The organism is Streptomyces sp. NPDC006923, assembly GCF_040635655.1.
Taxonomy (GTDB): domain Bacteria; phylum Actinomycetota; class Actinomycetes; order Streptomycetales; family Streptomycetaceae; genus Streptomyces.
This window is the reverse complement of sequence record NZ_JBEYIF010000017.1, coordinates 63,010-82,810: the sequence shown is the minus strand read 5'-3', so window position 1 is coordinate 82,810 and position 19,801 is coordinate 63,010. Positions and strand designations below refer to the sequence as shown.

Sequence of the window (19,801 nt, the reverse complement as noted above, 5' to 3'; positions counted from 1 at the left end):
GGTCGGCCCTCCGGGGGCGTGGAAACGCCCCGACCACCCGTCACCCCGAGTCCTGACAGCGGACTTGGGGCGACGGGCGTGTCGTGTGCCGTACGGCCGGGTGGGCGGCTGCCCGGCCGTACGGCGGGGGTCAGTGCCGGCGGCCGTACACACGGCGGCGTACGACGAAGACGGTGCCGACGGCGGCCATCAGCACCAGGGCGGTGCCGGCGGCGATCTCGGTCGTGTTCATCTCTCCGGCGCTGCCGCCGATCCCGCCCTGGACGCCGCCGGGTGGGACGGTGGCGGCGCCGACCGCGGGCACGGCCGCGGCGGGGTCGGCGGCCGTGGTCGTCCCGGCCGGGGCGGGGACGGCGGTCCCGTTGGCCGTCGTGCTGGGCGTGGCGACCGGAGCACGGGTGGTCCTCGCGATGCTGAGGTTGGTCGTGCCCGACACACCATTGCAGGTGAAGGTCACCTGGTACTTCGCACCGGGTTTGGCGTCCCAGTCGACGGTGGCTGCGGCGGTCCTGCCGGACGGAATGATGACGGTGTCGAAGACACCGGAGGTGGCGATGGCGGGCGTACTGCACTTGGTGACGGCCAGGGTCACCTTGCCCCCGGCCATGACCGTGGTGGGGGAGACGGTGTAGCCGAACGGGGTCGTGCTGGCGTTGACCGTGGCCGCGGAGTCGGGTGCGGTCGTTGCGAGTGCGGCCACTCCCAGCAGAGCGGCGGATGCGACACGTATCGCGCGCATGGTCAGTCCTCCGGTCCCCGAGGAGCAGTTGCGGAGCCTTTGTCCGCACATGGCAGGGAATGCACCTCGTGCCGGAAACATTAGAAGCGCTTTACCACATCCGCGATCGGTGGCGGGCGAATGGGGCAGGGGTGTCGCCCGACTGGCGGACGCCCACCCGCCCACCCGCCCACGCCGCGGTGGACTCCCAGGCCCCGGAGGCATGTGAAGGCCCTGCCGCTCACGCGGCAGGGCCGGCCCCCGGGATCCTCACGAGTCGATCTGCGGGAACAGATTCAGGAAGGGGCCCGCCGTCGCGGAGATGCCGCGGCCGTACGGGGCGTCGAAGTCCCAGATGAGGAAGAGGAGGAAGGCGATCAGGACACTGAAGAGCCCCGCCAGCAGCAGTTCGCGGAACGTACGGCGGATCTGCAGGACGAAGATCAGTCCCACCGTGACCACCGCGCCGATGATGAGGCCGAACCAGACGACCCCGGGCATGGTGGCTCCCGCGCTCTCCCCTCGGGCGCCCCTGGCGTCGTCGGCGACCGCCACCTGGTCGAGGAGCGGCTGATACGCCTGGCCCTCCAGATCCGTCCGGGGCGCGTACTGGGTCACCTCGCGGCGGAGCTCGTCGAACAGCTCGGTGCCCTTGGCGCTGAGGGTCTCGTGCTCGGACATGTGCGGCCACTCGGTGTCGACGACATACGACACATAGGCGTCGACGTCGTCGCGGATCCGCTCACGGACATCGGCGGGATACACCTGGACCCGCTGCTGGATCTCGTGCAGGGCCTGGGCCTCCTGGCGTACGGATTCCTGGGCCGAGCCGCGGGCCTCCCAGACGCCGGCGATCGCCAGGCCCAGCACGATCGCGTAGATCACCCCGATCATCATCGTCATGTAGTCCATGACATCGGGGGTCTCGGTGGGGTCGTCGTCCTCCCCGACACGGCGGTTGTTGATGACGACGATGGTCAGGACGACGATGCAGGCGGCGGCCATCGCGATGCTCAGAACGAGCCATTCCGACATGGAGTCTCCGTGGATCAGCGGGAGCGGGGGCGCAGCACGGCTACGGCGAGCACGGCCGGGGCCGTGATCACCAGCATCAGCAGGACGGGGGACGGGCCGCCCCGGGGCTGCTGACGCGGCGCCCTGCGATAGGCGGGCAGGGCGACGGCGGACGGCGTGGGCCGGACGGTCGGGGTCGGTGACGGCCTGGTCGGCGTCGGGGTCGGAGTCGGCGAGGGCCTGACGGCGGGGGCGGGCGGTGGCGGCGGGCGAGGCGCCGGAGGCGGCTCGGGGGCGACACGCGGCGGTGGCGGCGGGTCGGGCTCGGCGGACGGCGGCGGTGGTGGCTCGGGCGGCGCCGGTGGCTCGGGTAATGGCGGTGGCTCGGGTGATGGCGGCGGCGGTGGAGGTGGTGGTGGAGGTGTTGGAGGTGGCGGCTCCGGCGGAGGCGGCGGGGTGGGGATCGGCGGTGGCGGCGGTGGCGGTGGTGGTGGCGGGCAGTCGCCGATGCCCGCCACCGCCCATGCCGAACCGCCGGGGCCGAGCGACGCGTAGGCGCAGCTGTCGGCCCGGGCGGGCGCGGCGGCGGCCGACAGAGAGATGAGTGCGGCGGCTGCCAACAGCCGTCCGACGAGCGATCCGTACACGGGCAGGAGCTTGTTCTTCCTCTGGCGTTGGCACGCCAGAAATCATTCAAATTCCCTCTGATGGGCGGAATTTGGCGACCGCAGGTTTGGGCGCGGGAATTTTTTTCAGCCGCGTTGAACACAATGCCGCCCCCGGCCCGTACTTAGGGCCATGAGCAGCGCACCCCGGCGCCTCAACCAGCCCCATGAACAGCAGGAGTGGACATGAACACCTGGCGGAACGCCTCGCTCGCGGTCACCGCGGTGGCCGTGCTGTCCCTGACGACGGCGTGCGGTCAGGAGCAGGGCACCAATACCAACGGCCAGTCGGTCGGCGCGGCCGCACCGGCCGCCCAGCCGGCCGACGGCGGCTACGGCGCCGACAGCGGTTACGGCTCCGGTACGGACGCCGCGGCGGCCAAGCCGGCCGGTCAACTCGCCGTGTGGGACAGCAAGAAGCTCGGCGAAGTCGTCACGGACAGTGAGGGCTTCACGCTCTACCGTTTCGACAAGGACACGGCGAACCCGCCCACGTCGAACTGCGCGGGTGAGTGCGCCACCGCCTGGCCCATCGTCTCCGCGGACGACGCCGAGGCGGCGCCCGGCACCGACCCCGCACTCCTCGGCGAGGTCACCCGGAGTGACGGCACCAAGCAGCTCACCATCGCCGGCTGGCCGATGTACCGGTACGCCAAGGACACCAGCCCCGGTGACGCCAACGGCCAGGGCGTGGGCGGCACCTGGTTCGCCGCGGCCCCCGACGGGAAGAAGGCGGCCCCGGCCTCCGCGACCGAGGTGACCGCCGGAGACCTGCCGGGGCTGTCGGTCCGCAAGGACCCCAAGCTCGGCGACATCGTGGTGGATTCGCGCGGAATGACGGTCTACCGGTTCAAGAAGGACTCCGCCTGGCCGATGAAGTCGGCCTGCACCGGCGCTTGCCTTGAGAAGTGGCCGGTTGTCGCCCCCGTCGACAAAAATGACACCGAAGGGATCATCAAGAAGGGCTTCGTGACCTTCGACAGGCCCGACGGAATCAAGCAGCAGAGCGTCGACTGCTGGCCCATCTACACCTTCAGCGGCGACACAAAGCCGGGCGACACCAATGGTCAGGACGTTGGCGGCACCTGGTTCGCGGTTTCTCCGAATGCCAAGTTGGTGGGTGCGCCGAAGTAGTCTTCACACCACGCTCGCGGCCCGCCGGCACGCCGTCACGCCCCTCCACGTGACGGTGTGCCGGGCGCACGTGCCGCCGGCGTGTGACCAAGAACGGACCGCTAATTTCCGTTTGGGCTCGCCCTCTTGGCGGTCGATCAGTAGCCTCGGCTCGAACAACCGGCCTGGTACATGGCCGCACCCCCGTGGCGACTTGTTGGAGACATCGATGGAGCGACCCGCCTGGGCCCCGCAGGGCATCGACATATCGGTGCCGAGCGTTTCCCGCATTTACGACTACTATCTGGGCGGTTCGCACAATTTCGAGGTGGACAGGGAAGCGGCCCGCCAGGCAATGGAGTTCATGCCGGGGCTTCCCAAGATCATGAAGGCGAACCGCGCGTTCCTGCGCCGCGCGGTGGAATTCGCGCTGAGTGAAGGCATCAGCCAGTTCCTCGACATCGGCTCCGGCATTCCCACCTTCGGAAATGTCCATGAAGTCGCCGGGGCCGCCGTCCCCGGTGCCCGGGTGCTTTATGTGGACCACGACCCGGTCGCCGTCGCGCACAGCCAGGCGGTGCTCGCGGGCCGGGAGAACGCCGGTGTCGTCAGCGCGGACCTCCGTAAGCCCGAGCAGATCCTGAACAGTCCGGAGGCGGCCCGGCTGCTGGACCTGGACCGGCCCGTGGCGCTGCTGCTCGTCGCCGTGCTGCACTTCCTGGAGGACCAGGACGAGCCGTACCGCGCGGTGGCCGAGCTGCGTGACGCGCTCGCGCCGGGCAGCCTGGTGATCCTCACGCATGCCTCGTACGACGGCATCCCGCTCTCGAAGGAGCAGGCCGGCGGCGCCGTCGGGGTCTACCGCAACATCCGCAACCCGCTGGTGATGCGCACCCGCGAACAGACCGCCCGGTTCTTCGACGGCTTCGAGATGGTCGAGCCCGGTCTGGTGGCCATGGCGGAGTGGCGGCCCGACTGCCCGGCGGAACAGGAAGACCCCTACGCCTTCTCGGGCTTCGCCGGAGTGGGACGCAAAGCGTGATGGTGCCGTCGCAGACAACGGGCTCCGCGGCGGACCCGGACGGCCTGGAGGACAGACTCAGGCGGTTCGTGACGATCTGGAGCCGGGCGATCTTCCCGGCCACGGCCACGTCCCTGACGCGTCCCGAGTTCGAAACGCATCTGCTGCCGCTGGCGCGGGAGTTGAACGAGGCGCTGCACGCGCGCCACTTCGACACGGCGCCCGCACAACGCGTCGGGGCCGCCCTGGTGGCCGCGCACTGCACCGACCCCGAGGCCCTCGGCCGTACGCTCGGTGTGGTCGACTCCTATCTGGTGCTCTACTGCGGCGCCGAGGAGCTGTCCGCCGAGGACGGCAGAGCCCGCTGCGCCCGCCTCCAGCACTCGCTGGCCGCCGGCTTCGCCCAGGCGCTGCGCGAGCGCACCCTTGCCGAGCAGGAGGCCATCGCACGCTCCGCGCTCGCGGCGCGCAACGACGCCGAGGACGCGCTGCACGCCACGGAGGCCCGCTTCAGCGCAGTGTTCGAGGGCGCGGCGATCGGCATCGGCATCGCCGATCTCGACGGCAATGTCCTGGAGGTCAACGACACCCTCACGCAGATGTTCGGCGGGCTCGAACACCATGTCCGCAGCCGGAATGTGAGCGAGTGGGTGCACCCCGAAGACGTGCCCCAGGTCTGGCGGATGTACGGCGAACTGGTGCGCGGCGAGCGCGAACACTTCCGTATCGAGAAGCCGTTCTACCGCAACGACGGCACCGTGCTCTGGACCAATCTCACGGTCTCACTGCTGCGCGACGCCGAGGGCGCCCCCCAGTACCAGCTCGCGCTGATGGAGGACACCACCGAGCGGCGGCTGCTCAATCTGCGGCTGCGGTACGAGGCGACCCATGACGCCCTGACCGGACTCCCCAACAGGACGCTGTTCTTCGAGCGTCTGGAGAAGACCCTCGCGGCGGGCGACGGCGCCCGCTTCGGACTCTGCTATCTGGACCTCGACGGCTTCAAGGCCATCAACGACAGCCTCGGCCACTCGTCGGGGGACCGGCTGCTGGTCGAGGTCGCGGACCGGCTCCAGAGCTGTGCGACGGCACCGGGCGAGATGGTGGCCAGGCTGGGCGGCGACGAGTTCGTGGCGCTCACCACCGGCCCCGACACCCAGCGCGGTGTGACCGACCTGGCCTCCCGGATCCTCGGCACCCTGGCCACCCCCATCCGTATCGAGGGCCGCGAGTTCACGGTGCGCGGCAGCATCGGCATCGTGGAGGGTCCGGTCGCCGAGCGCAGCGCCGCGGAGGTGCTGCGCAGCGCGGACATCACGATGTACCGGGCCAAGGCGGCGGGCGGCAACCGCTACGAGGTGGCCGACCCGGAGGCCGACGCCCGCGCCATCACCCGGCACGGACTGACCACGGCGCTGCCCGCGGCGCTGGAGCGCGGCGAGTTCTTCATCGAGTACCAGCCGCTGGTCCATCTCGAGGACGGCACCGTGCACGGCGCGGAGGCGCTGGTCCGCTGGTCCCATCCGCAGCACGGCATACTCGGCCCCGACCGGTTCATCGCGCTCGCCGAACACACCGGGCTGATCGTGCCGCTCGGCCGCTGGGTGCTGGAACAGTCCGTACGGCAGGCCCGGTTCTGGCAGCAGCAACTGCCCGAGGGGTCGGCCGGTCCGCCGCTGCGGATCAATGTGAATCTGTCCCCCACGCAACTGCACCATCCGGGGCTGGTCGCCGACACCGTGGAGGTGCTCGACAGGGTGGGTCTGCCGCCGGCCGCGCTCTGCCTGGAGGTCACCGAGTCGGCGCTGATCGGCGCCGACGAGGATCTGCTCAAACCGCTGCGCCAGCTCGCCGAGATGGGCGTGGACATAGCGCTCGACGACTTCGGCACGGGTTATTCGAATCTGGCCAATCTCCGCAGGCTGCCGGTGAGTGTGCTGAAACTGGACCGGTCGTTCACCCAGGGCATGCAGCAGCACCCGGCTGACCCGGTGGATCTGAAGATCGTCGAGGGGATCGTCTCGCTGGCGCACAGCCTGGAGCTGGCCGTGACGGTGGAGGGCGTCGAGACCGGGGCGCAGGCGGAGCATCTGCGCAGGATCGGCTGTGACACCGCGCAGGGCTGGTACTACGCGAGGCCGGGGCCGCCCGAGCGGCTTCACACCCTGTCGCTCGCGGACGCGGTCTGAGCCGCCGGCCCGGCCGCCGGCCGGTCCGGCGCGGGTCCCTCCGTTCCGGCCGCGGCCCGGGTCGCCAGCAGCACCTTCTGCAGTTCGCGGGCGGCACGCGGCGGGGCGACATCGCTGCGGTGGGCGAGCGCGATCGTACGGCTCAGTCCCGGCCTCGCCAGGGCCGTGACCCGTAGATCGCGCGCCCGCGCGGCCACCATGCTCGGCACGACCGCCACCCCGAGACCGGCCCGTACGAAACCGAGGACGGCGTCCATCTCGCCGCCCTCCACGGTGAACGACGGCTCGAACCCCTCGGCCCGGCAGGCGGCCACGGTCAGCTCGCGCAGGTCGTAGCCGTGCCGGAACATCACCAGCGGCTGGCCCTGGAGATCCGCGATCCTGACCGGCCGCCGGGGGGCCGCGGCGGCGGCCGAGGAGACCACGACGAGATCCTCGTGCAGCAGCTCGACGGTGGTCAGCGCGGGCGACGGCGTCGGCAGTGGCAGCACCACCAGTGCGAGATCCAGCGCGCCGCGTGCCAGCGCCCGGACGAGATCGTGCGAGCCGCTCTCCTCGATCAGCAGCTCGATGCCCGGATGCAGATCGTGGAAGGCCCGCAGCACCTCGGGCAGCAGACCCGTGCACAGGCTCGGCGGCGCGCCCAGTCTGACCCGGCCGCGCCGTAGCTGGACCAGCTCCTGCACCTCGTGCCGGGCGGTCTCGGTGTCGGCGAGGATGCGCCGGGCGAGGGGAAGGAGCGCCTCACCGGCGTCGGTGAGGGCGACATTGCCGCGCGCGCGGCGGAACAGCTCGGCTCCCAGCTCCCTCTCCAGCGCCCTGATCTGCTGGGACAGCGAGGGCTGCGAGACATGGACCTGCTCGGCGGCGCGAGTGAAGTGTCTGGTCTCGGCGACGGCCACAAAGTAGAGAAGCTGCTGGAACTGCATACCACCATGATAGGCACGGCCTATGGATATGAGCCGGGCCATGTCTTGGACCTCTGGTCCAGACCCGCCTAGCGTGCTGTCCATGGCTCTGGCAACGCGGACGGACAGACGGCCGTCGACGACCCGCACCCTCTGGGACTCGACGGTCGGGAAGAAGACCGTCATGGCCGTGAGCGGCCTGATCATGCTCGGCTATCTGGTGGCGCACATGTACGGCAACCTGAAGATCTTCTTCGGGCTCGGCGCCTTCAACGACTACGCGCACTGGCTGCGGACCCTGGGCGAACCGCTCCTGCACTACGAGTGGGCGCTCTGGATCATACGAGTGGTCCTGGTCGCGGCCGTCGTCCTGCACGGCGTCTGCGCCTACCAGCTCAGCCGCCGGGACATCGCCGCCCGTCCGAACAAGTACGTGCACAAGCGGCCGCGCGCCAGCTATGCCACCCGCACCATGCGCTGGGGCGGGATCATCCTCGCCCTGTTCATCGTCTGGCACATCCTCGACCTGACGACCGGCACCGTGCACTCGGGCTTCCAGCCCGGCCACCCGTACCAGAACGTCCTGGAGACCTTCTCCACCTGGTACGGCAACGTGATCTACATCGTCGCGATGCTCGCCCTCGGACTGCACGTCCGCCACGGCTTCTGGAGCGCGGCCCAGACCCTCGGGGTCGGCAGCGCCGCCCGCGACCGGGTCCTCAAGGGCACCGCCAATCTGCTGGCGCTGGTGCTGACCGCGGGCTTCATCGCCGTCCCCGTCGCCGTCATGACCGGAGTGGTGAGCTGACATGAACGAACCCAACAACTACAGCGAATACGCCACGGGCGACCCGATCGCGGACACCAGGGCCCCGGACGGACCCGTCGCGGAACGCTGGAACCGGCGGCGCTTCGAGGCGAGACTCGTCAACCCGGCCAACCGCCGCAAGCACACCGTGATCGTCGTCGGTACCGGTCTGGCGGGCGGTGCCGCCGGCGCCACCCTCGCCGAACAGGGCTACCACGTCGTCCAGTTCTGTTACCAGGACTCACCGCGCCGCGCCCACTCCATCGCCGCCCAGGGCGGGATCAACGCCGCGAAGAACTACCGCAACGACGGCGACTCCGTCCGCCGCCTCTTCTACGACACCGTCAAGGGCGGCGACTTCCGGGCCCGCGAGTCCAATGTCCACCGGCTCGCCGAGGTCTCCGTCGAGATCATCGACCAGTGCGTCGCCCAGGGCGTGCCCTTCGCCCGCGAGTACGGCGGCCTCCTCGACACCCGGTCCTTCGGCGGTGTGCAGGTCTCCCGTACCTTCTACGCGCGTGGCCAGACGGGCCAGCAACTGCTCCTCGGCGCCTACCAGGCGCTGTCACGGCAGATCGCGGCCGGGGCCGTCGAGATGCACCCGCGCACCGAGATGCTCGATCTGATCGTCGTCGACGGACGGGCCCGCGGCATCGTCGCGCGCGACCTGATCAGCGGCGAGGTGTCCTCGTACTTCGCGGACGCGGTGGTCCTCGCCTCGGGCGGCTACGGCAATGTCTTCTATCTGTCCACCAACGCCAAGAACAGCAACGCGACGGCCGTCTGGCGGGCACACCGCCGCGGCGCCTACTTCGCCAACCCCTGCTTCACCCAGATCCACCCCACCTGCATCCCGCGCTCCGGGGAGCACCAGTCCAAGCTGACCCTGATGAGCGAGTCGCTCCGCAACGACGGCCGGATCTGGGTGCCCAAGGCGCGTGGCGACCACCGGCCACCGGCCGAGATCCCCGAGGACGAGCGCGACTACTACCTGGAGCGGATCTATCCGTCGTTCGGCAACCTCGTACCGCGCGACATCGCCTCCCGGGCCGCGAAGAACGTCTGCGACGAGGGACGCGGAGTGGGACCCGGCGGCCAGGGTGTCTATCTCGACTTCGCCGACGCGATCGCCCGTCTCGGCCGCAGGGCCGTCGAGGAGAAGTACGGCAACCTCTTCGAGATGTACGAGCGGATCACCGCCGAGGACCCGTACGAGGTGCCGATGCGCATCTATCCCGCGATCCACTACACGATGGGCGGGCTCTGGGTCGACTACGACCTCCAGACCACCCTGCCGGGCCTGTTCGCGATCGGCGAGGCCAACTTCTCCGACCACGGCGCCAACCGCCTCGGCGCGTCCGCGCTGATGCAGGGCCTGGCCGACGGCTACTTCGTCCTGCCGTCCACCATCAACGACTATCTCGCCCGCCATCCTCACCAGGACGAGATCGACGACTCGCACCCGGCGGTCGCCGAGGCCGTGGCCGAGACCGAGGACCGGCTGCGGCTGCTGCTCGCCGTCGACGGCGACCGTACGCCCGACTCCTTCCACAAGGAGATCGGCGAACTGCTCTGGGACCACTGCGGCATGGCCCGCACCGACGAGGGCCTGCGCAAGGCGCTCGACCGCATCCCGCAGATCCGCGAGGAGTTCTGGCGCCGGATCAAGGTGCCGGGCACCGGAGAGCAGCTCAACCAGTCGCTGGAGAAGGCCAATCGCATCGTCGACTATCTGGAGCTCGCCGAGCTGATGTGCCTCGACGCACTGCACCGCACCGAATCCTGCGGCGGGCACTTCCGCGAGGAGTCACAGACCGAGGGCGGTGAGGCCGAACGCCGGGACGAGGAGTTCTCGTACGCCGCCGCCTGGGAATTCACCGGCACCGGCACGGCGCCCGTCCTGCACAAGGAAGACCTCGTCTTCGAGAACGTCCACCCCACCCAGCGGAGCTACGCATGAGGCTCACCCTCCGCGTCTGGCGTCAGCCGGACGCCGACGCACCCGGCGCCATGGTCACCTACGGCATCGACGGCATCTCCGAGGACATGTCGTTCCTGGAGATGCTCGACACCCTCAATGAGGACCTCATCCTCAAGGGCGACGAGCCGGTCGCCTTCGACCACGACTGCCGTGAGGGCATCTGCGGCGCCTGCGGTGTTGTCATCAACGGCGACGCCCACGGCCCCGAGCGCACCACCACCTGCCAGCTCCATATGCGGCACTTCAACGACGGCGACACCATCGACGTCGAACCCTGGCGGGCCGGGGCCTTCCCCGTGGTCAAGGACCTGGTGGTGGACCGGTCCGCCTTCGATCGGATCATCGGGGCCGGCGGCTACATCACCGCCCCCACCGGCGCCGCGCCCGAGGCGCACGCCACTCCGGTGCCCAAGCCCGACGCCGACTTCGCCTTCGAGCACGCCGAGTGCATCGGCTGCGGCGCCTGTGTCGCGGCCTGCCCCAACGGCTCCGCGATGCTCTTCACCTCGGCCAAGGTCAACCATCTCAACGTCCTCCCGCAGGGCGCGCCGGAACGCGAGACCAGGGTCCTCGACATGGTCGCCACCATGGACGAGGAAGGCTTCGGCGGCTGCACCCTGGCCGGCGAGTGCGCCACGGCCTGCCCGAAGGGCATTCCGCTGCCGTCGATCACGGCGATGAACAAGGAATGGCTGCGGGCGGTCCGCAAGGTCTCCCGCTAGGGCCTGTACGGGGCGCGACGCCTCTCTCCGGCCGCCTCTCTCGGCGTCGGCCTCCCTTCGGCCTGCGCCGGGAGGAGGCGCGGCCCCGGCGTCGTCAGACAGGCGTGGGCAGCGGGCTGAGCCCGAGCACGGCCGCCAACCGCCGGTACGAGTCCAGCAGCGCGGCGCGGTCGTACGTGCTCGTCGTGACCAGGTACTCGTCCGCCTCACTGCGTGCTAGCAGTTTCTCCAGACCGGCCGCCACCTCGTCCGCCGTACCGTACAGATGTCCGCGCCGGGCCTCCTCGAACAGCGTGCGCTCCCGCTCGGTCATCGCGGTGGCGAGAACCGCCTCGGCCGGCATGAGCGGCGGGAACGCGCCGTGCGTACGCGAGTACGCCGTCGACCATGCCTCCGGGAGCAGCAGATCCCGGGCCTCCTGGGTGGTGGCGGCCACCGCGACCGTGCCGGACAGCACCACATACGGCCGCTCGCCCCAGCCGGACGGGCGGAAGTCCCGGCGGTACTCCTCGATCGCCCGCAGCATGGCGTCCTCGCCCCGGACGGCCGCGATGACCAGCGGCAGCCCGGCCTCGGCCGCGACCCGCGCGCCCTTCCCGGTGGCCAGGACGAAGGCGGGCACCCGCAGCCCCTCGGCCGGAAGGGCATGGACCTGCGGATGCGCGGTCTGTGTGCCGGTGAAGTAGCCGAGAAGCTCAGCGAGCTGCCCGGGGAAGTCTTCGGCGTCCCCCCTGTCCCGGCCGAGCGCCTTCCGTATCCCGTCGGTGAATCCCACGGAACGGCCGAGTCCCATGTCGATCCGGCCCGGGAAGAGGGACTCCAGCACACCGAACTGCTCCGCCACGACCAGCGGTTGGTGGTTGGGCAACATGACCCCGCCGGTACCGACCCGGATCGTGGAGGTCGCGGCGGCGACGGCGGCCGCGAGGACGGTCGGCGCGGAGCCCGCGACACCCGGCACACTGTGATGCTCGGAGACCCAGAAGCGGTGATAGCCGAGCGCTTCGACGCGCTGGGCGAAGCTCACGGTGTCGCGCAGTGCGCGTGGCCCGTCCTGGCCCTCCCGGGTACGGGACCGGTCCAGCACGGAGAACAGGGTCGTCGCTTCGATACTCACTACCGTTTCAACCGCCTGGCCGCCCCAGGATTCCCGCGGCCACCGGACTCCGGCGTCCGATCAGACGGAGATGACAGAGCAGAGATGACAGAGATGACAGAGATGACAGAGCAGAGATGACAGAGAGCGGCAAAGCCCTGGCCGTGTTCGATCTGGACGGCACCCTCGCCGAGACCGGCCACCGCCAGCACTTCCTGGAGCGGAAGCCGCGCGACTGGAACGGCTTCTTCGGCGCGGCCGGCGAGGACACACCCCTGGCCGAGGGGGTACGGCTGGTGCTGGAGGCCGCGCAGGAGGACGAGGTCGTGTATCTCACCGGCCGTCCCGAGCGCTGCCGCCGGGACACCCTCGCCTGGCTGGCCGCGCACGGGCTGCCGGAGGGCCGGCTCTGGATGCGCCGCGACAGCGACCGGCGCCCCGCCCGTACGACCAAGCTGGAGGTGCTGCGCCGCCTCGCCGGGACCCGGCGGATACGGATGCTCGTGGACGACGACGAGCTGGTCTGCGATGCCGCCGAACGAGCGGGTTTCCGGGTCGTACGGGCACACTGGGCCAGTACCTCCCGGGCGCTCAAGGACGCACAGGAGCGCGAGGGCCGGACCTGACGGCCGGACTGCACGGCCGGACCTGAGCCCGGGATCAGGCGCCGTCCTCAAGGCGGAAACCGACCTTCAGCCCGACCTGGTAGTGCTCGATGTCGCCGTCGACGATATGGCCGCGGACCTGCGTCACCTCGAACCAGTCCAGGCCGCGCAGCGTCAGTGACGCGCGGTCGATGCCCTTGCGGATGGCATCGTCGATGCCCTCGTGGGAGGTTCCGACGATCTCGGTGACCCGGTAGATGTGATTGGACATGGAGTCGTTCTCCTCACGTGTCACGTGCGTCGCCGTGTCACTCCACCGTGCCCCACCACGCGGCGCTCCGCGAGACGTCCGGAGCCGGACGGTCCGGTGCCGGTCGGAGGCCGCCCCCTGACGCGGTCACGGACCGCCGACGTACGCTGCCTGGGCCGGACCATGTCAGCCGCCGACCGGGAGCCCCGAGTGACCGACAAGCCGAAGAAGCCCTTCCTCTACGTCGTCGTGTGCGCGGCGGGAGTGGCGCCCGACGCGGGAAAACTCGTCGCGGCGGCGCAGGACCAGGGCTGGGACGTGGGCGTGGTCGCCACGCCACTGGCGCTCGGATTCATCGACCGGGCCGCGCTCGAAGGACAGACCGGATTCCCCATCCGTTCCGCCTGGCGCAGCCCGGGCGACCCGCGCCCGCTCCCACCGCCCGACGCCATCGCGGTGGCCCCGGCCACCTTCAACACGATCAACAAATGGGCGGCCGGGATCTCCGACACCCTCGCCGTGGGCATCCTCTGCGAGGCGTACGGCATGGGCATCCCGATCGCCGCACTGCCGTATCTGAACGCGGCCCAGGCCGCGCACCCGGCGTATCGACGCAGCCTCGGCCAACTCCGCGAGATGGGCGTCCTGTTCGGCGGCGCCGAGCCGCACAAGCCCGACGCCGGCGGCGGCGCCGACCGCTTCCGCTGGCAGGAGGCGCTGGAACTGCTCACGCCGTTGGTGCGGTGCACGGGGTGAGCGCGCACCGGCGGGGGCAGAGCGGTGGAGCCCGACGTGACGGCGTGCCCGGCCGGGGAACCATTCGCGGTCGAGTCGGGCGTGGACGACGGAGCTCCGTCGGTGGCCGCACTTCCGGCGTGATGGCGGAGGGGTCCTTCTTTGACCATTCGCGTTGCCCGGCTGGTGTTCCCGCCCGGGTACGGCGGTCAGGCCTTGTACGGAACTCCTTGTGGCGAGGTGAGAGGCATGGTCGCCCAGACGGTCGTACCGCCTCGGTCGTTGGTCCGCCACCCGCAGTCCTTGGCGAGTGCGCGGACAATCAGCAGGCCGCGGCCGTCTTCGTCTTCGTCTTCGGGCCGACGGTCGGCTGGCTGGCCATCGGTGCCGTCAGCGACCTCAAGCAGTGCCAGCCCGTCCTGGGCTGCCAGCCCTACTCCCACGCCGATTCCTGATCCGTGCCGGATGGCGTTGCTGACAAGTTCGCTGACGATCACTTCCATGTCCTCGGCCAGTTCCCCCATGTCCCAGTCCCTCAACGCGTCCCGCAGCGTGTGGCGTACCTGGGCGACTTGGGCCGGATCTGCGGCAATGAGCACGCTCATCGAATGCAGGCCAGGGATGGGCGGCTTGGCAGTCATGACGTCAGCTTGGCGTTTATCCTCGCAGGTCACCCGACTTGCTGATCTGCGGTTCTTCCCGGGACAGCAGGGGCGGCCGTCCTCCACGCTTCGGGATGTCGAGTCACGAAGCACGAGAGAACGGCCGCTGCGTATGAGTCTCCCGGTCGACGCGCCCGCAGGCGACGCATTGGGCATCTTGTCCCGCTTTCGGGTCGAGTTTTACGAATGCCTCTACGCTCGCCAGGACGCGCTCTTCGAGCTCACGGACGCGGTGCTGTGCGCGGACGGGCCGGTGACCTCCCACCCGTTCGCTGACCTGGACTCGTTCCACGAGGCGTCGGCGGCCTGGGCGGTGCCGGGAGCGAGCAGGCCCTCCCCCGTGGCGAACAGTGTGGCTCCGGCGGCGACACCGGTGAATCCTCTGAGCAGGGTGCGGCGCGAGAAATCGGTGTTCATGAGATCACTCCAGAAGGGTTTCTGACTCGCTTGCGCAGGTATACGGAGGTGCCGGCCGAGACGAGGGCGGCACCCACCAATAGGCATACGAACACGGTGACCGACATCGAGACGTACTCCACGGTCGACCCGTCGGAATACACGCAGGCGTTCCGAAGGGGCCAGTACTGTTGCTTGATGGCCGCCAAGTCGGCGCCAGCGTCGTTCCGGCTCGTGCACAGTTCGGGAAAAGGGCCCCCCGTGCTGACGGAGAACCAGCCGTAGCAGTACACCGCCACCGCCGAGGAAGCCAGGATCAAGGCGACAAGCGCGTAGGTCCTGGGCACAGGCAGCGGCGGGTGGCTCAGCAGGATAAGAACCACCAGGATGCCCACCGCTGCAGTGACCAGACTTGCAGCCAGCAACGCGCCCATCAGGAACATGCGACACCTACCTCTTCTCTGCCTTTTGCGCGGCAAGGAACTTCGCCCGGCGCGCCACCTGCTGGTCGATGAGTTTCTGCAGCGTCTCGGCGAAACCTGTGTAGAACTCGCTCATCACGGAGTCGGACTCGTTCCACGGCTGCCGGTGGCGCGGGCCTCACGGATCGCGCGCTCGCGGAGCTCGTCGGGGTATTTACGGGGTGCTGCCATGGTGCTGGTGGTTCTCCTTCGCCAGGACGGTAACCCTGGCATCAGGGACTCCACAAATCTCAGTACAGCTCATTCGACCTCGCCCCGTACTTGACGGAGATGGGCCCGCGTGGCGAAGTGCGCGAGCCCGGTTGGCCGGGCGAGATGCTCACGGACTACTGGGACGACGCGCGGAGCTGAGGACACACCGACACCCTGGGTGTACGGCTCGGAGCCCAGTCGGCACGCGTCCGGCGGATTGCTGCTCCACGCCGCCTCCACCGGATGCTCAGTACGCGTCTCCCGTCGTCGAGGACCTGATGATGCCGTCGTGCGCGAAGTCGCCCGGCGGGATGCCCGGGTGGTGGCCCTCCGGGCGTGGGCGCGGCGTTGGCGTGCCGAGGGAGAGCCGGGAGACGATTCTGTAGCGGTCGCCCCGGTAGAGGGAGTGGACATACTCGACCGGGCGGCCCGAGGTGTCCAGGGTCAGGCGTTCGATGAGCAGGGCGGGGGAGAAGGCCGGGACGTCCAGGACCGCTGCCTCCGCCTCGTTGACGACCGTGGGCTCGATCGACTGGGTGGCCTCGTGGACATGGAGCTGATGGCGCTCCCGCAGATGGTCGTACAGCTCGCCCGACTCCAGCTCCTGAGGCGTGAGCGCGGGTGCCAGTTCGGCGGGGATATGGAGGTGCTCGATGGCGATCGGGGAGCCGTCGACCAGCCGCAGCCGGGCGATGTAGATCAGCTCGGCGGCGGGCGAGACACGCAGCTTGCGGCCGATTCTGGCGCCGGCCTTGAACGTTGTGCGCTCCAGGATCCTGCTGGACCAGGTGCCGGAGGCGCGAGGGACGACAAACGCCGTGTCGTCCGGGGTGAGTTCCTGAGTGATCTTGGCGGGCGCGACAAACATGCCGCGCCCGTGCTGTCTGACGAGCTGGCCGGTGGCGACGAGTTCGTCGACGGCGCCGCGCAGAGTGGGGCGTGACACGCCGAGTTCGGCGCAGAGAGTGCGCTCGGACGGGATCGCGTCACCCGCGCTGCCGGCCTCGATCAGGCCCAGCAGATACTCCCGTACCCGCTCCCGCTTGAGTACGGCACCCGACGAGCCGCTCCCCATGGGCATGACCTCTTTCATCCGCATCGGTCCAACTGGTCAACTGGTAAGCAATATCGTAACCGCCGCTGCGGTGACTCGGGCAGGTAACGCCCTTATTTTCCGGGGGTCTTGACGGTATCAGTGGTCCATGCCACCTTCTGGTCACGCGTCTTACCACTTGGCCAACTGGTCAATCTCTCATCGGGGTGGTCCGTGAAGATCCGCTTCATCGCCGGTTCCGCAGTCCTTGCGGCGACCGCGGCCCTCAGCGCCTGCAGCTCCGCCTCCGACACCGCGGACGGACCGGAGAAGCTCACTGTCTGGATCATGAAGGACAGTGTCACGGAGGACTTCCTGGCGCGGTTCACCCAGGACTTCGAGCGGCAGCACAAGGACATCGGCCTGGACATCCAGATCCAGGAGTGGGACGGCATAGGTGAGAAGATCACCGCGGCCCTCGCCAGCACCGATGCCCCGGATGTCATCGAGGTCGGCAATACCCAGGTCGCGCAGTACGCAGCCAGCGGCGGGGTCAAGGACCTCACCGGCCGCAAGGAGGATCTGGCCGGCGCCGACTGGCTGCCCGGTCTCGCCGAACCCGGGAAGGTGGACGGGAAGCAGTACGGCATCCCCTGGTACGCGGCCAACCGTGTCGTCCTCTACAACAAGGACCTCTTCGCGAAGGCCGGCATCACCGGACCGCCCGCCACCCAGGAAGCCTGGCTCGCCGACACGGCCAAGCTCAACAAGGGTGGCACACAGGGCATTTACCTGCCGGGGCAGAACTGGTACACCTTCGCCGGCTTTGTCTGGGAGGAGGGCGGCGAACTTGCCGTCCGGTCCGGTGGAAGCTGGAAGGGCACCCTGGACACCCCCGAGGCGCTCGCCGGGATGGACTACTACCGGCGTCTCCAGGCGCTGGGCAAGGGCCCCAAGGACTCCGACGAGGCCAAGCCCCCGCAGGCGGAGGTCTTCGCCAAGGGTGATGTCGCACAGATCATCTCGACACCGGGCGGCGCGAAGCTCGTCGAGGAGGCCAACCCCGCGCTGGCCGGGAAGATCGGCTTCTTCCCGGTGCCGGGCAAGACGGCGGGGGAACCCGGAGCGGTCTTCACCGGCGGCTCCGACCTCATCGTCCCGGAGGCGTCCGCGCACCAGGACGCCGCCTACCGGGTGATCAAGGCGCTCACCGGGGACAAGTGGCAGACGGACATGGCGAAGACCATGAGCTATGTCCCCAACAGGACCACACTCGCCAAGGCCGTCGAGGGCAGTGAGGGCACCGCCGCGATGGCCGCCGGCGCCGCGCGCGGCCGTGCCACTCCCAATTCACCGCAGTGGGCCGCCGTCGAGGCCACCAACCCCATCAAGCAGTATCTGACGGAGGTGCTGACCGGCGGCGATCCCGCGAAGGCGGCGAAGGACGCGTCCGACAGCATCACCAGGACGCTCGGCTCATGAGAGCGGTTCCCCGAGCCGTCTGGCCGTATCTCCTGATAGCGCCCACCGTGCTCGGCACCGCGTATCTGCTCGGCTATCCGCTGGTCCGCAATCTGGTCATCTCGTTCCAGCGGTACGGGATGGGCGAACTCATCCGCGGTGGCGCCCCGTTCGCGGGGCTCGCCAACTACCGGGAGATTTTGGGCGACGGCGAAGTCTGGGAGGTCGTACGCCGCACCTTCTGGTGGACCGCGGTCAATGTCGTCCTGATCATGGTGCTCGCCACCCTGGTCGCGCTGATGCTCCAGCATCTCGGCCGGCGGATGCGGCTGCTGGTGATGAGCGGACTGGTGCTCGCCTGGGCCTGCCCGGTCATCGCCACCACCACCGTCTTCCAGTGGCTGTTCTCGTCCCGGCTCGGCGTGGTCAACTGGCTGCTCGTACGGCTCGGCTTCGAGTCGTACGAGAACTACTCCTGGTTCGCCGACGGCGCCGCCGCCTTCACCGTGCTGGTGCTGCTCGTGGTCTGGCAGTCCGTACCGTTCGCCGCCATCACCCTGCACGCCGCGCTGCTCACGGTCCCCGCAGAACTGTACGAGTCGGCGCGCCTCGACGGCGCGGGTGTGGCGCGGATCTTCCGCTCCGTCACCCTGCCCGTGCTGAGGCCGATCTTCGGGCTGGTGCTCTGCCTCGAAGTCATCTGGGTCTTCCGCTGCTTCGCCCAGATCTGGGCCATCAGCAAGGGCGGTCCCGGGGACGCCACCACCACACTGCCCGTCTACGCGTACCGGATCGCCCAGTCCCTGCACCGCTACGACCTGGGCGCGGCGGCCTCCACCCTCACCGTGCTCCTGCTCGTCGCCGTGCTGGTCGTCTACTTCCGGCAGATGTTCCGGCAGGAGGGCGAGGTATGACCCACCGACGGCTCCGCCGCCTTCCGCTGCACGCCGCCGCGCTGGTGGTCTTCGTCCTCTCCGTCTTCCCGGTGTACTGGATGGTGCTGACCGCCTTCAAGCCGACCGGGGACATCCAGTCCGAGACCCCGGTCTTCCTGCCCACCTCACTCACCCTGGACCACTTCACCGAGGCCGTGCGCGCCGACGGCTTCTGGATCTTCTGGCGCAACAGCCTCCTTGTCACCTGCGGCTGTGTGCTGCTCGCCCTGATCGTCGCGCTCGGTGCGGCGTTCGCCGTCGCCCGGCTGCGCTGGAGGGGCCGCAGAGGCTTCATCCTGATGGTGTTCATCGCTCAAGTGGCGCCCTGGGAGGCGCTGTTGATCCCGATGTATGTCATCGCGCGGGACACCGGGATGCTCGACACCCTGTCCATGCTGACACTCATCTACTTCATGATCACACTGCCATTCACCATCGTGACCCTGCGTGGCTTCCTCACCGCCATCCCGGTCGAGCTGGAGGAGGCGGCCCAGGTGGACGGCTGCACCCGCGCGGTCGCGTTCCGCCGGATCACCCTGCCGCTGCTGGCTCCCGGCCTGCTCGCCACGTCACTCTTCGGATTCATCACGGCGTGGAACGAGTTCGCCTTCGCCAACATGCTGATCATCAAGAACCAGGACGACCGGACCCTGCCCGTCTGGCTGTCCTCCTTCTCCAATGTCTTCGGCACCGACTGGGGCGCCACCATGGCCGCCTCCACCCTCTTCGCCCTGCCCGTGCTGCTGCTCTTCCTGATCCTCCAGGGACGCGTGGCCTCCAGCACGACCAGCGGCGCCGTGAAGGGATAGGGGACC

Annotated in this window: 21 protein-coding genes and 2 pseudogenes; 13 read left to right on the top strand and 10 right to left on the bottom strand. The window is 69.4% G+C overall.

What is annotated here, in order from left to right:
- Positions 1 to 130: 130 nt before the first annotated feature.
- Positions 131 to 739 carry a hypothetical protein gene (locus ABZ707_RS27590; RefSeq protein ID WP_360179995.1) on the bottom strand — a complete coding sequence of 203 codons (609 nt, stop codon included), beginning with the start codon at positions 737 to 739 and terminating at the stop codon, positions 131 to 133.
- A gap of 249 nt (positions 740 to 988) precedes the next feature.
- The gene (locus ABZ707_RS27585; RefSeq protein WP_360179993.1) at positions 989 to 1,753 is read right to left on the bottom strand and encodes a hypothetical protein; all 765 of its coding nucleotides are present in this window, start codon (positions 1,751 to 1,753) and stop codon (positions 989 to 991) included.
- A gap of 830 nt (positions 1,754 to 2,583) precedes the next feature.
- Between ABZ707_RS27585 and ABZ707_RS27580 the strand changes: the two genes are divergently transcribed.
- The 3 genes from ABZ707_RS27580 to ABZ707_RS27570 all read left to right on the top strand — a co-directional run bounded on the left by ABZ707_RS27580 (position 2,584) and on the right by ABZ707_RS27570 (position 6,720).
- Complete coding sequence (locus ABZ707_RS27580) at positions 2,584 to 3,531, top strand: SCO0930 family lipoprotein (RefSeq protein WP_360179991.1); 948 nt, start codon at positions 2,584 to 2,586, stop codon at positions 3,529 to 3,531.
- A 208-nt stretch (positions 3,532 to 3,739) separates the two neighbouring features.
- Positions 3,740 to 4,552, top strand: coding sequence for an SAM-dependent methyltransferase (locus ABZ707_RS27575; RefSeq protein WP_360179989.1), 813 nt, complete (start codon positions 3,740 to 3,742; stop codon positions 4,550 to 4,552).
- Positions 4,549 to 6,720: an EAL domain-containing protein gene (locus ABZ707_RS27570; RefSeq protein ID WP_360179988.1), complete on the top strand. Its 2,172-nt coding sequence runs from the start codon at positions 4,549 to 4,551 to the stop codon at positions 6,718 to 6,720. The genes ABZ707_RS27575 and ABZ707_RS27570 overlap by 4 nt, the downstream gene beginning before the upstream one ends.
- Here the strand turns inward: ABZ707_RS27570 and ABZ707_RS27565 are convergent.
- Positions 6,690 to 7,649, bottom strand: coding sequence for a LysR substrate-binding domain-containing protein (locus ABZ707_RS27565; RefSeq protein ID WP_360179986.1), 960 nt, complete (start codon positions 7,647 to 7,649; stop codon positions 6,690 to 6,692). The two genes, ABZ707_RS27570 and ABZ707_RS27565, sit on opposite strands and share 31 nt — an antisense overlap.
- A gap of 82 nt (positions 7,650 to 7,731) precedes the next feature.
- On the opposite strand from ABZ707_RS27565, the gene ABZ707_RS27560 reads away from it, so the two are divergent.
- From ABZ707_RS27560 to ABZ707_RS27550, 3 genes are read left to right on the top strand one after another with little or no spacing between them, the layout of a single operon-like run.
- Positions 7,732 to 8,436 carry a succinate dehydrogenase gene (locus ABZ707_RS27560; protein ID WP_360179984.1) on the top strand — a complete coding sequence of 235 codons (705 nt, stop codon included), beginning with the start codon at positions 7,732 to 7,734 and terminating at the stop codon, positions 8,434 to 8,436.
- Position 8,437: 1 nt separating this feature from the next.
- The gene (locus ABZ707_RS27555; RefSeq protein WP_360179982.1) at positions 8,438 to 10,396 is read left to right on the top strand and encodes a fumarate reductase/succinate dehydrogenase flavoprotein subunit; all 1,959 of its coding nucleotides are present in this window, start codon (positions 8,438 to 8,440) and stop codon (positions 10,394 to 10,396) included.
- Complete coding sequence (locus ABZ707_RS27550; protein ID WP_360179980.1) at positions 10,393 to 11,139, top strand: succinate dehydrogenase/fumarate reductase iron-sulfur subunit; 747 nt, start codon at positions 10,393 to 10,395, stop codon at positions 11,137 to 11,139. The genes ABZ707_RS27555 and ABZ707_RS27550 overlap by 4 nt, the downstream gene beginning before the upstream one ends.
- A gap of 94 nt (positions 11,140 to 11,233) precedes the next feature.
- Here the strand turns inward: ABZ707_RS27550 and ABZ707_RS27545 are convergent, their stop codons facing one another.
- Positions 11,234 to 12,250, bottom strand: a complete 1,017-nt coding sequence (locus ABZ707_RS27545) for an LLM class flavin-dependent oxidoreductase (RefSeq protein WP_360180103.1) — start codon at positions 12,248 to 12,250, stop codon at positions 11,234 to 11,236.
- 122 nt (positions 12,251 to 12,372) lie between these two features.
- On the opposite strand from ABZ707_RS27545, the gene ABZ707_RS27540 reads away from it, so the two are divergent.
- Positions 12,373 to 12,861, top strand: a complete 489-nt coding sequence (locus ABZ707_RS27540) for a hypothetical protein (protein WP_360179978.1) — start codon at positions 12,373 to 12,375, stop codon at positions 12,859 to 12,861.
- A 34-nt stretch (positions 12,862 to 12,895) separates the two neighbouring features.
- On the opposite strand, the gene ABZ707_RS27535 is transcribed toward ABZ707_RS27540, so the two are convergent.
- Positions 12,896 to 13,111, bottom strand: coding sequence for a dodecin (locus tag ABZ707_RS27535; RefSeq protein ID WP_319683125.1), 216 nt, complete (start codon positions 13,109 to 13,111; stop codon positions 12,896 to 12,898).
- Between the two features lie 162 nt (positions 13,112 to 13,273).
- Between ABZ707_RS27535 and ABZ707_RS27530 the strand changes: the two genes are divergently transcribed.
- Positions 13,274 to 13,846 (top strand): flavoprotein, encoded by a 573-nt coding sequence (locus ABZ707_RS27530; protein WP_360179976.1) that lies wholly within the window; start codon positions 13,274 to 13,276, stop codon positions 13,844 to 13,846.
- A 188-nt stretch (positions 13,847 to 14,034) separates the two neighbouring features.
- Here ABZ707_RS27530 and ABZ707_RS27525 read toward each other — a convergent pair whose 3' ends face one another.
- Positions 14,035 to 14,466 carry an ATP-binding protein gene (locus ABZ707_RS27525; RefSeq protein ID WP_360179974.1) on the bottom strand — a complete coding sequence of 144 codons (432 nt, stop codon included), beginning with the start codon at positions 14,464 to 14,466 and terminating at the stop codon, positions 14,035 to 14,037.
- Positions 14,467 to 14,599: 133 nt separating this feature from the next.
- Between ABZ707_RS27525 and ABZ707_RS27520 the strand changes: the two are divergent.
- Positions 14,600 to 14,749, top strand: a pseudogene (locus ABZ707_RS27520) (transposase); the annotation flags it as partial.
- Here ABZ707_RS27520 and ABZ707_RS27515 read toward each other — a convergent pair.
- Together ABZ707_RS27515 and ABZ707_RS27510 are read right to left on the bottom strand one after the other, a co-directional pair.
- Positions 14,680 to 14,904 (bottom strand): hypothetical protein, encoded by a 225-nt coding sequence (locus tag ABZ707_RS27515; protein ID WP_360180117.1) that lies wholly within the window; start codon positions 14,902 to 14,904, stop codon positions 14,680 to 14,682. The pseudogene ABZ707_RS27520 and the gene ABZ707_RS27515 overlap by 70 nt on opposite strands.
- Positions 14,901 to 15,326 (bottom strand): hypothetical protein, encoded by a 426-nt coding sequence (locus tag ABZ707_RS27510; RefSeq protein WP_360179972.1) that lies wholly within the window; start codon positions 15,324 to 15,326, stop codon positions 14,901 to 14,903. Before ABZ707_RS27510 ends, ABZ707_RS27515 begins: the two co-directional genes overlap by 4 nt.
- A gap of 285 nt (positions 15,327 to 15,611) precedes the next feature.
- Here ABZ707_RS27510 and ABZ707_RS27505 point away from each other — a divergent pair.
- Positions 15,612 to 15,716, top strand: a pseudogene (locus ABZ707_RS27505) (S-adenosylmethionine-dependent methyltransferase); the annotation flags it as partial.
- 88 nt (positions 15,717 to 15,804) lie between these two features.
- On the opposite strand, the gene ABZ707_RS27500 reads toward ABZ707_RS27505, so the two are convergent.
- Both ABZ707_RS27500 and ABZ707_RS27495 read right to left on the bottom strand, forming a co-directional pair.
- Positions 15,805 to 16,632 carry a GntR family transcriptional regulator gene (locus ABZ707_RS27500; protein ID WP_360180101.1) on the bottom strand — a complete coding sequence of 276 codons (828 nt, stop codon included), beginning with the start codon at positions 16,630 to 16,632 and terminating at the stop codon, positions 15,805 to 15,807.
- 92 nt (positions 16,633 to 16,724) lie between these two features.
- Positions 16,725 to 16,940: a hypothetical protein gene (locus ABZ707_RS27495; RefSeq protein WP_360180115.1), complete on the bottom strand. Its 216-nt coding sequence runs from the start codon at positions 16,938 to 16,940 to the stop codon at positions 16,725 to 16,727.
- Here ABZ707_RS27495 and ABZ707_RS27490 point away from each other — a divergent pair.
- Genes ABZ707_RS27490 through ABZ707_RS27480 form a run of 3 tightly spaced genes read left to right on the top strand, consistent with a single transcriptional unit; the run spans position 16,840 to position 19,795 of the window.
- Positions 16,840 to 18,072, top strand: a complete 1,233-nt coding sequence (locus ABZ707_RS27490; RefSeq protein WP_360180099.1) for an extracellular solute-binding protein — start codon at positions 16,840 to 16,842, stop codon at positions 18,070 to 18,072. The two genes, ABZ707_RS27495 and ABZ707_RS27490, sit on opposite strands and share 101 nt — an antisense overlap.
- Entirely contained in the window at positions 18,069 to 18,965 is an 897-nt protein-coding gene (locus ABZ707_RS27485; RefSeq protein WP_360179970.1) for a sugar ABC transporter permease, read from the top strand. Before ABZ707_RS27490 ends, ABZ707_RS27485 begins: the two co-directional genes overlap by 4 nt.
- Entirely contained in the window at positions 18,962 to 19,795 is an 834-nt protein-coding gene (locus tag ABZ707_RS27480; RefSeq protein WP_360179968.1) for a carbohydrate ABC transporter permease, read from the top strand. Before ABZ707_RS27485 ends, ABZ707_RS27480 begins: the two co-directional genes overlap by 4 nt.
- Positions 19,796 to 19,801 lie beyond the last annotated feature (6 nt).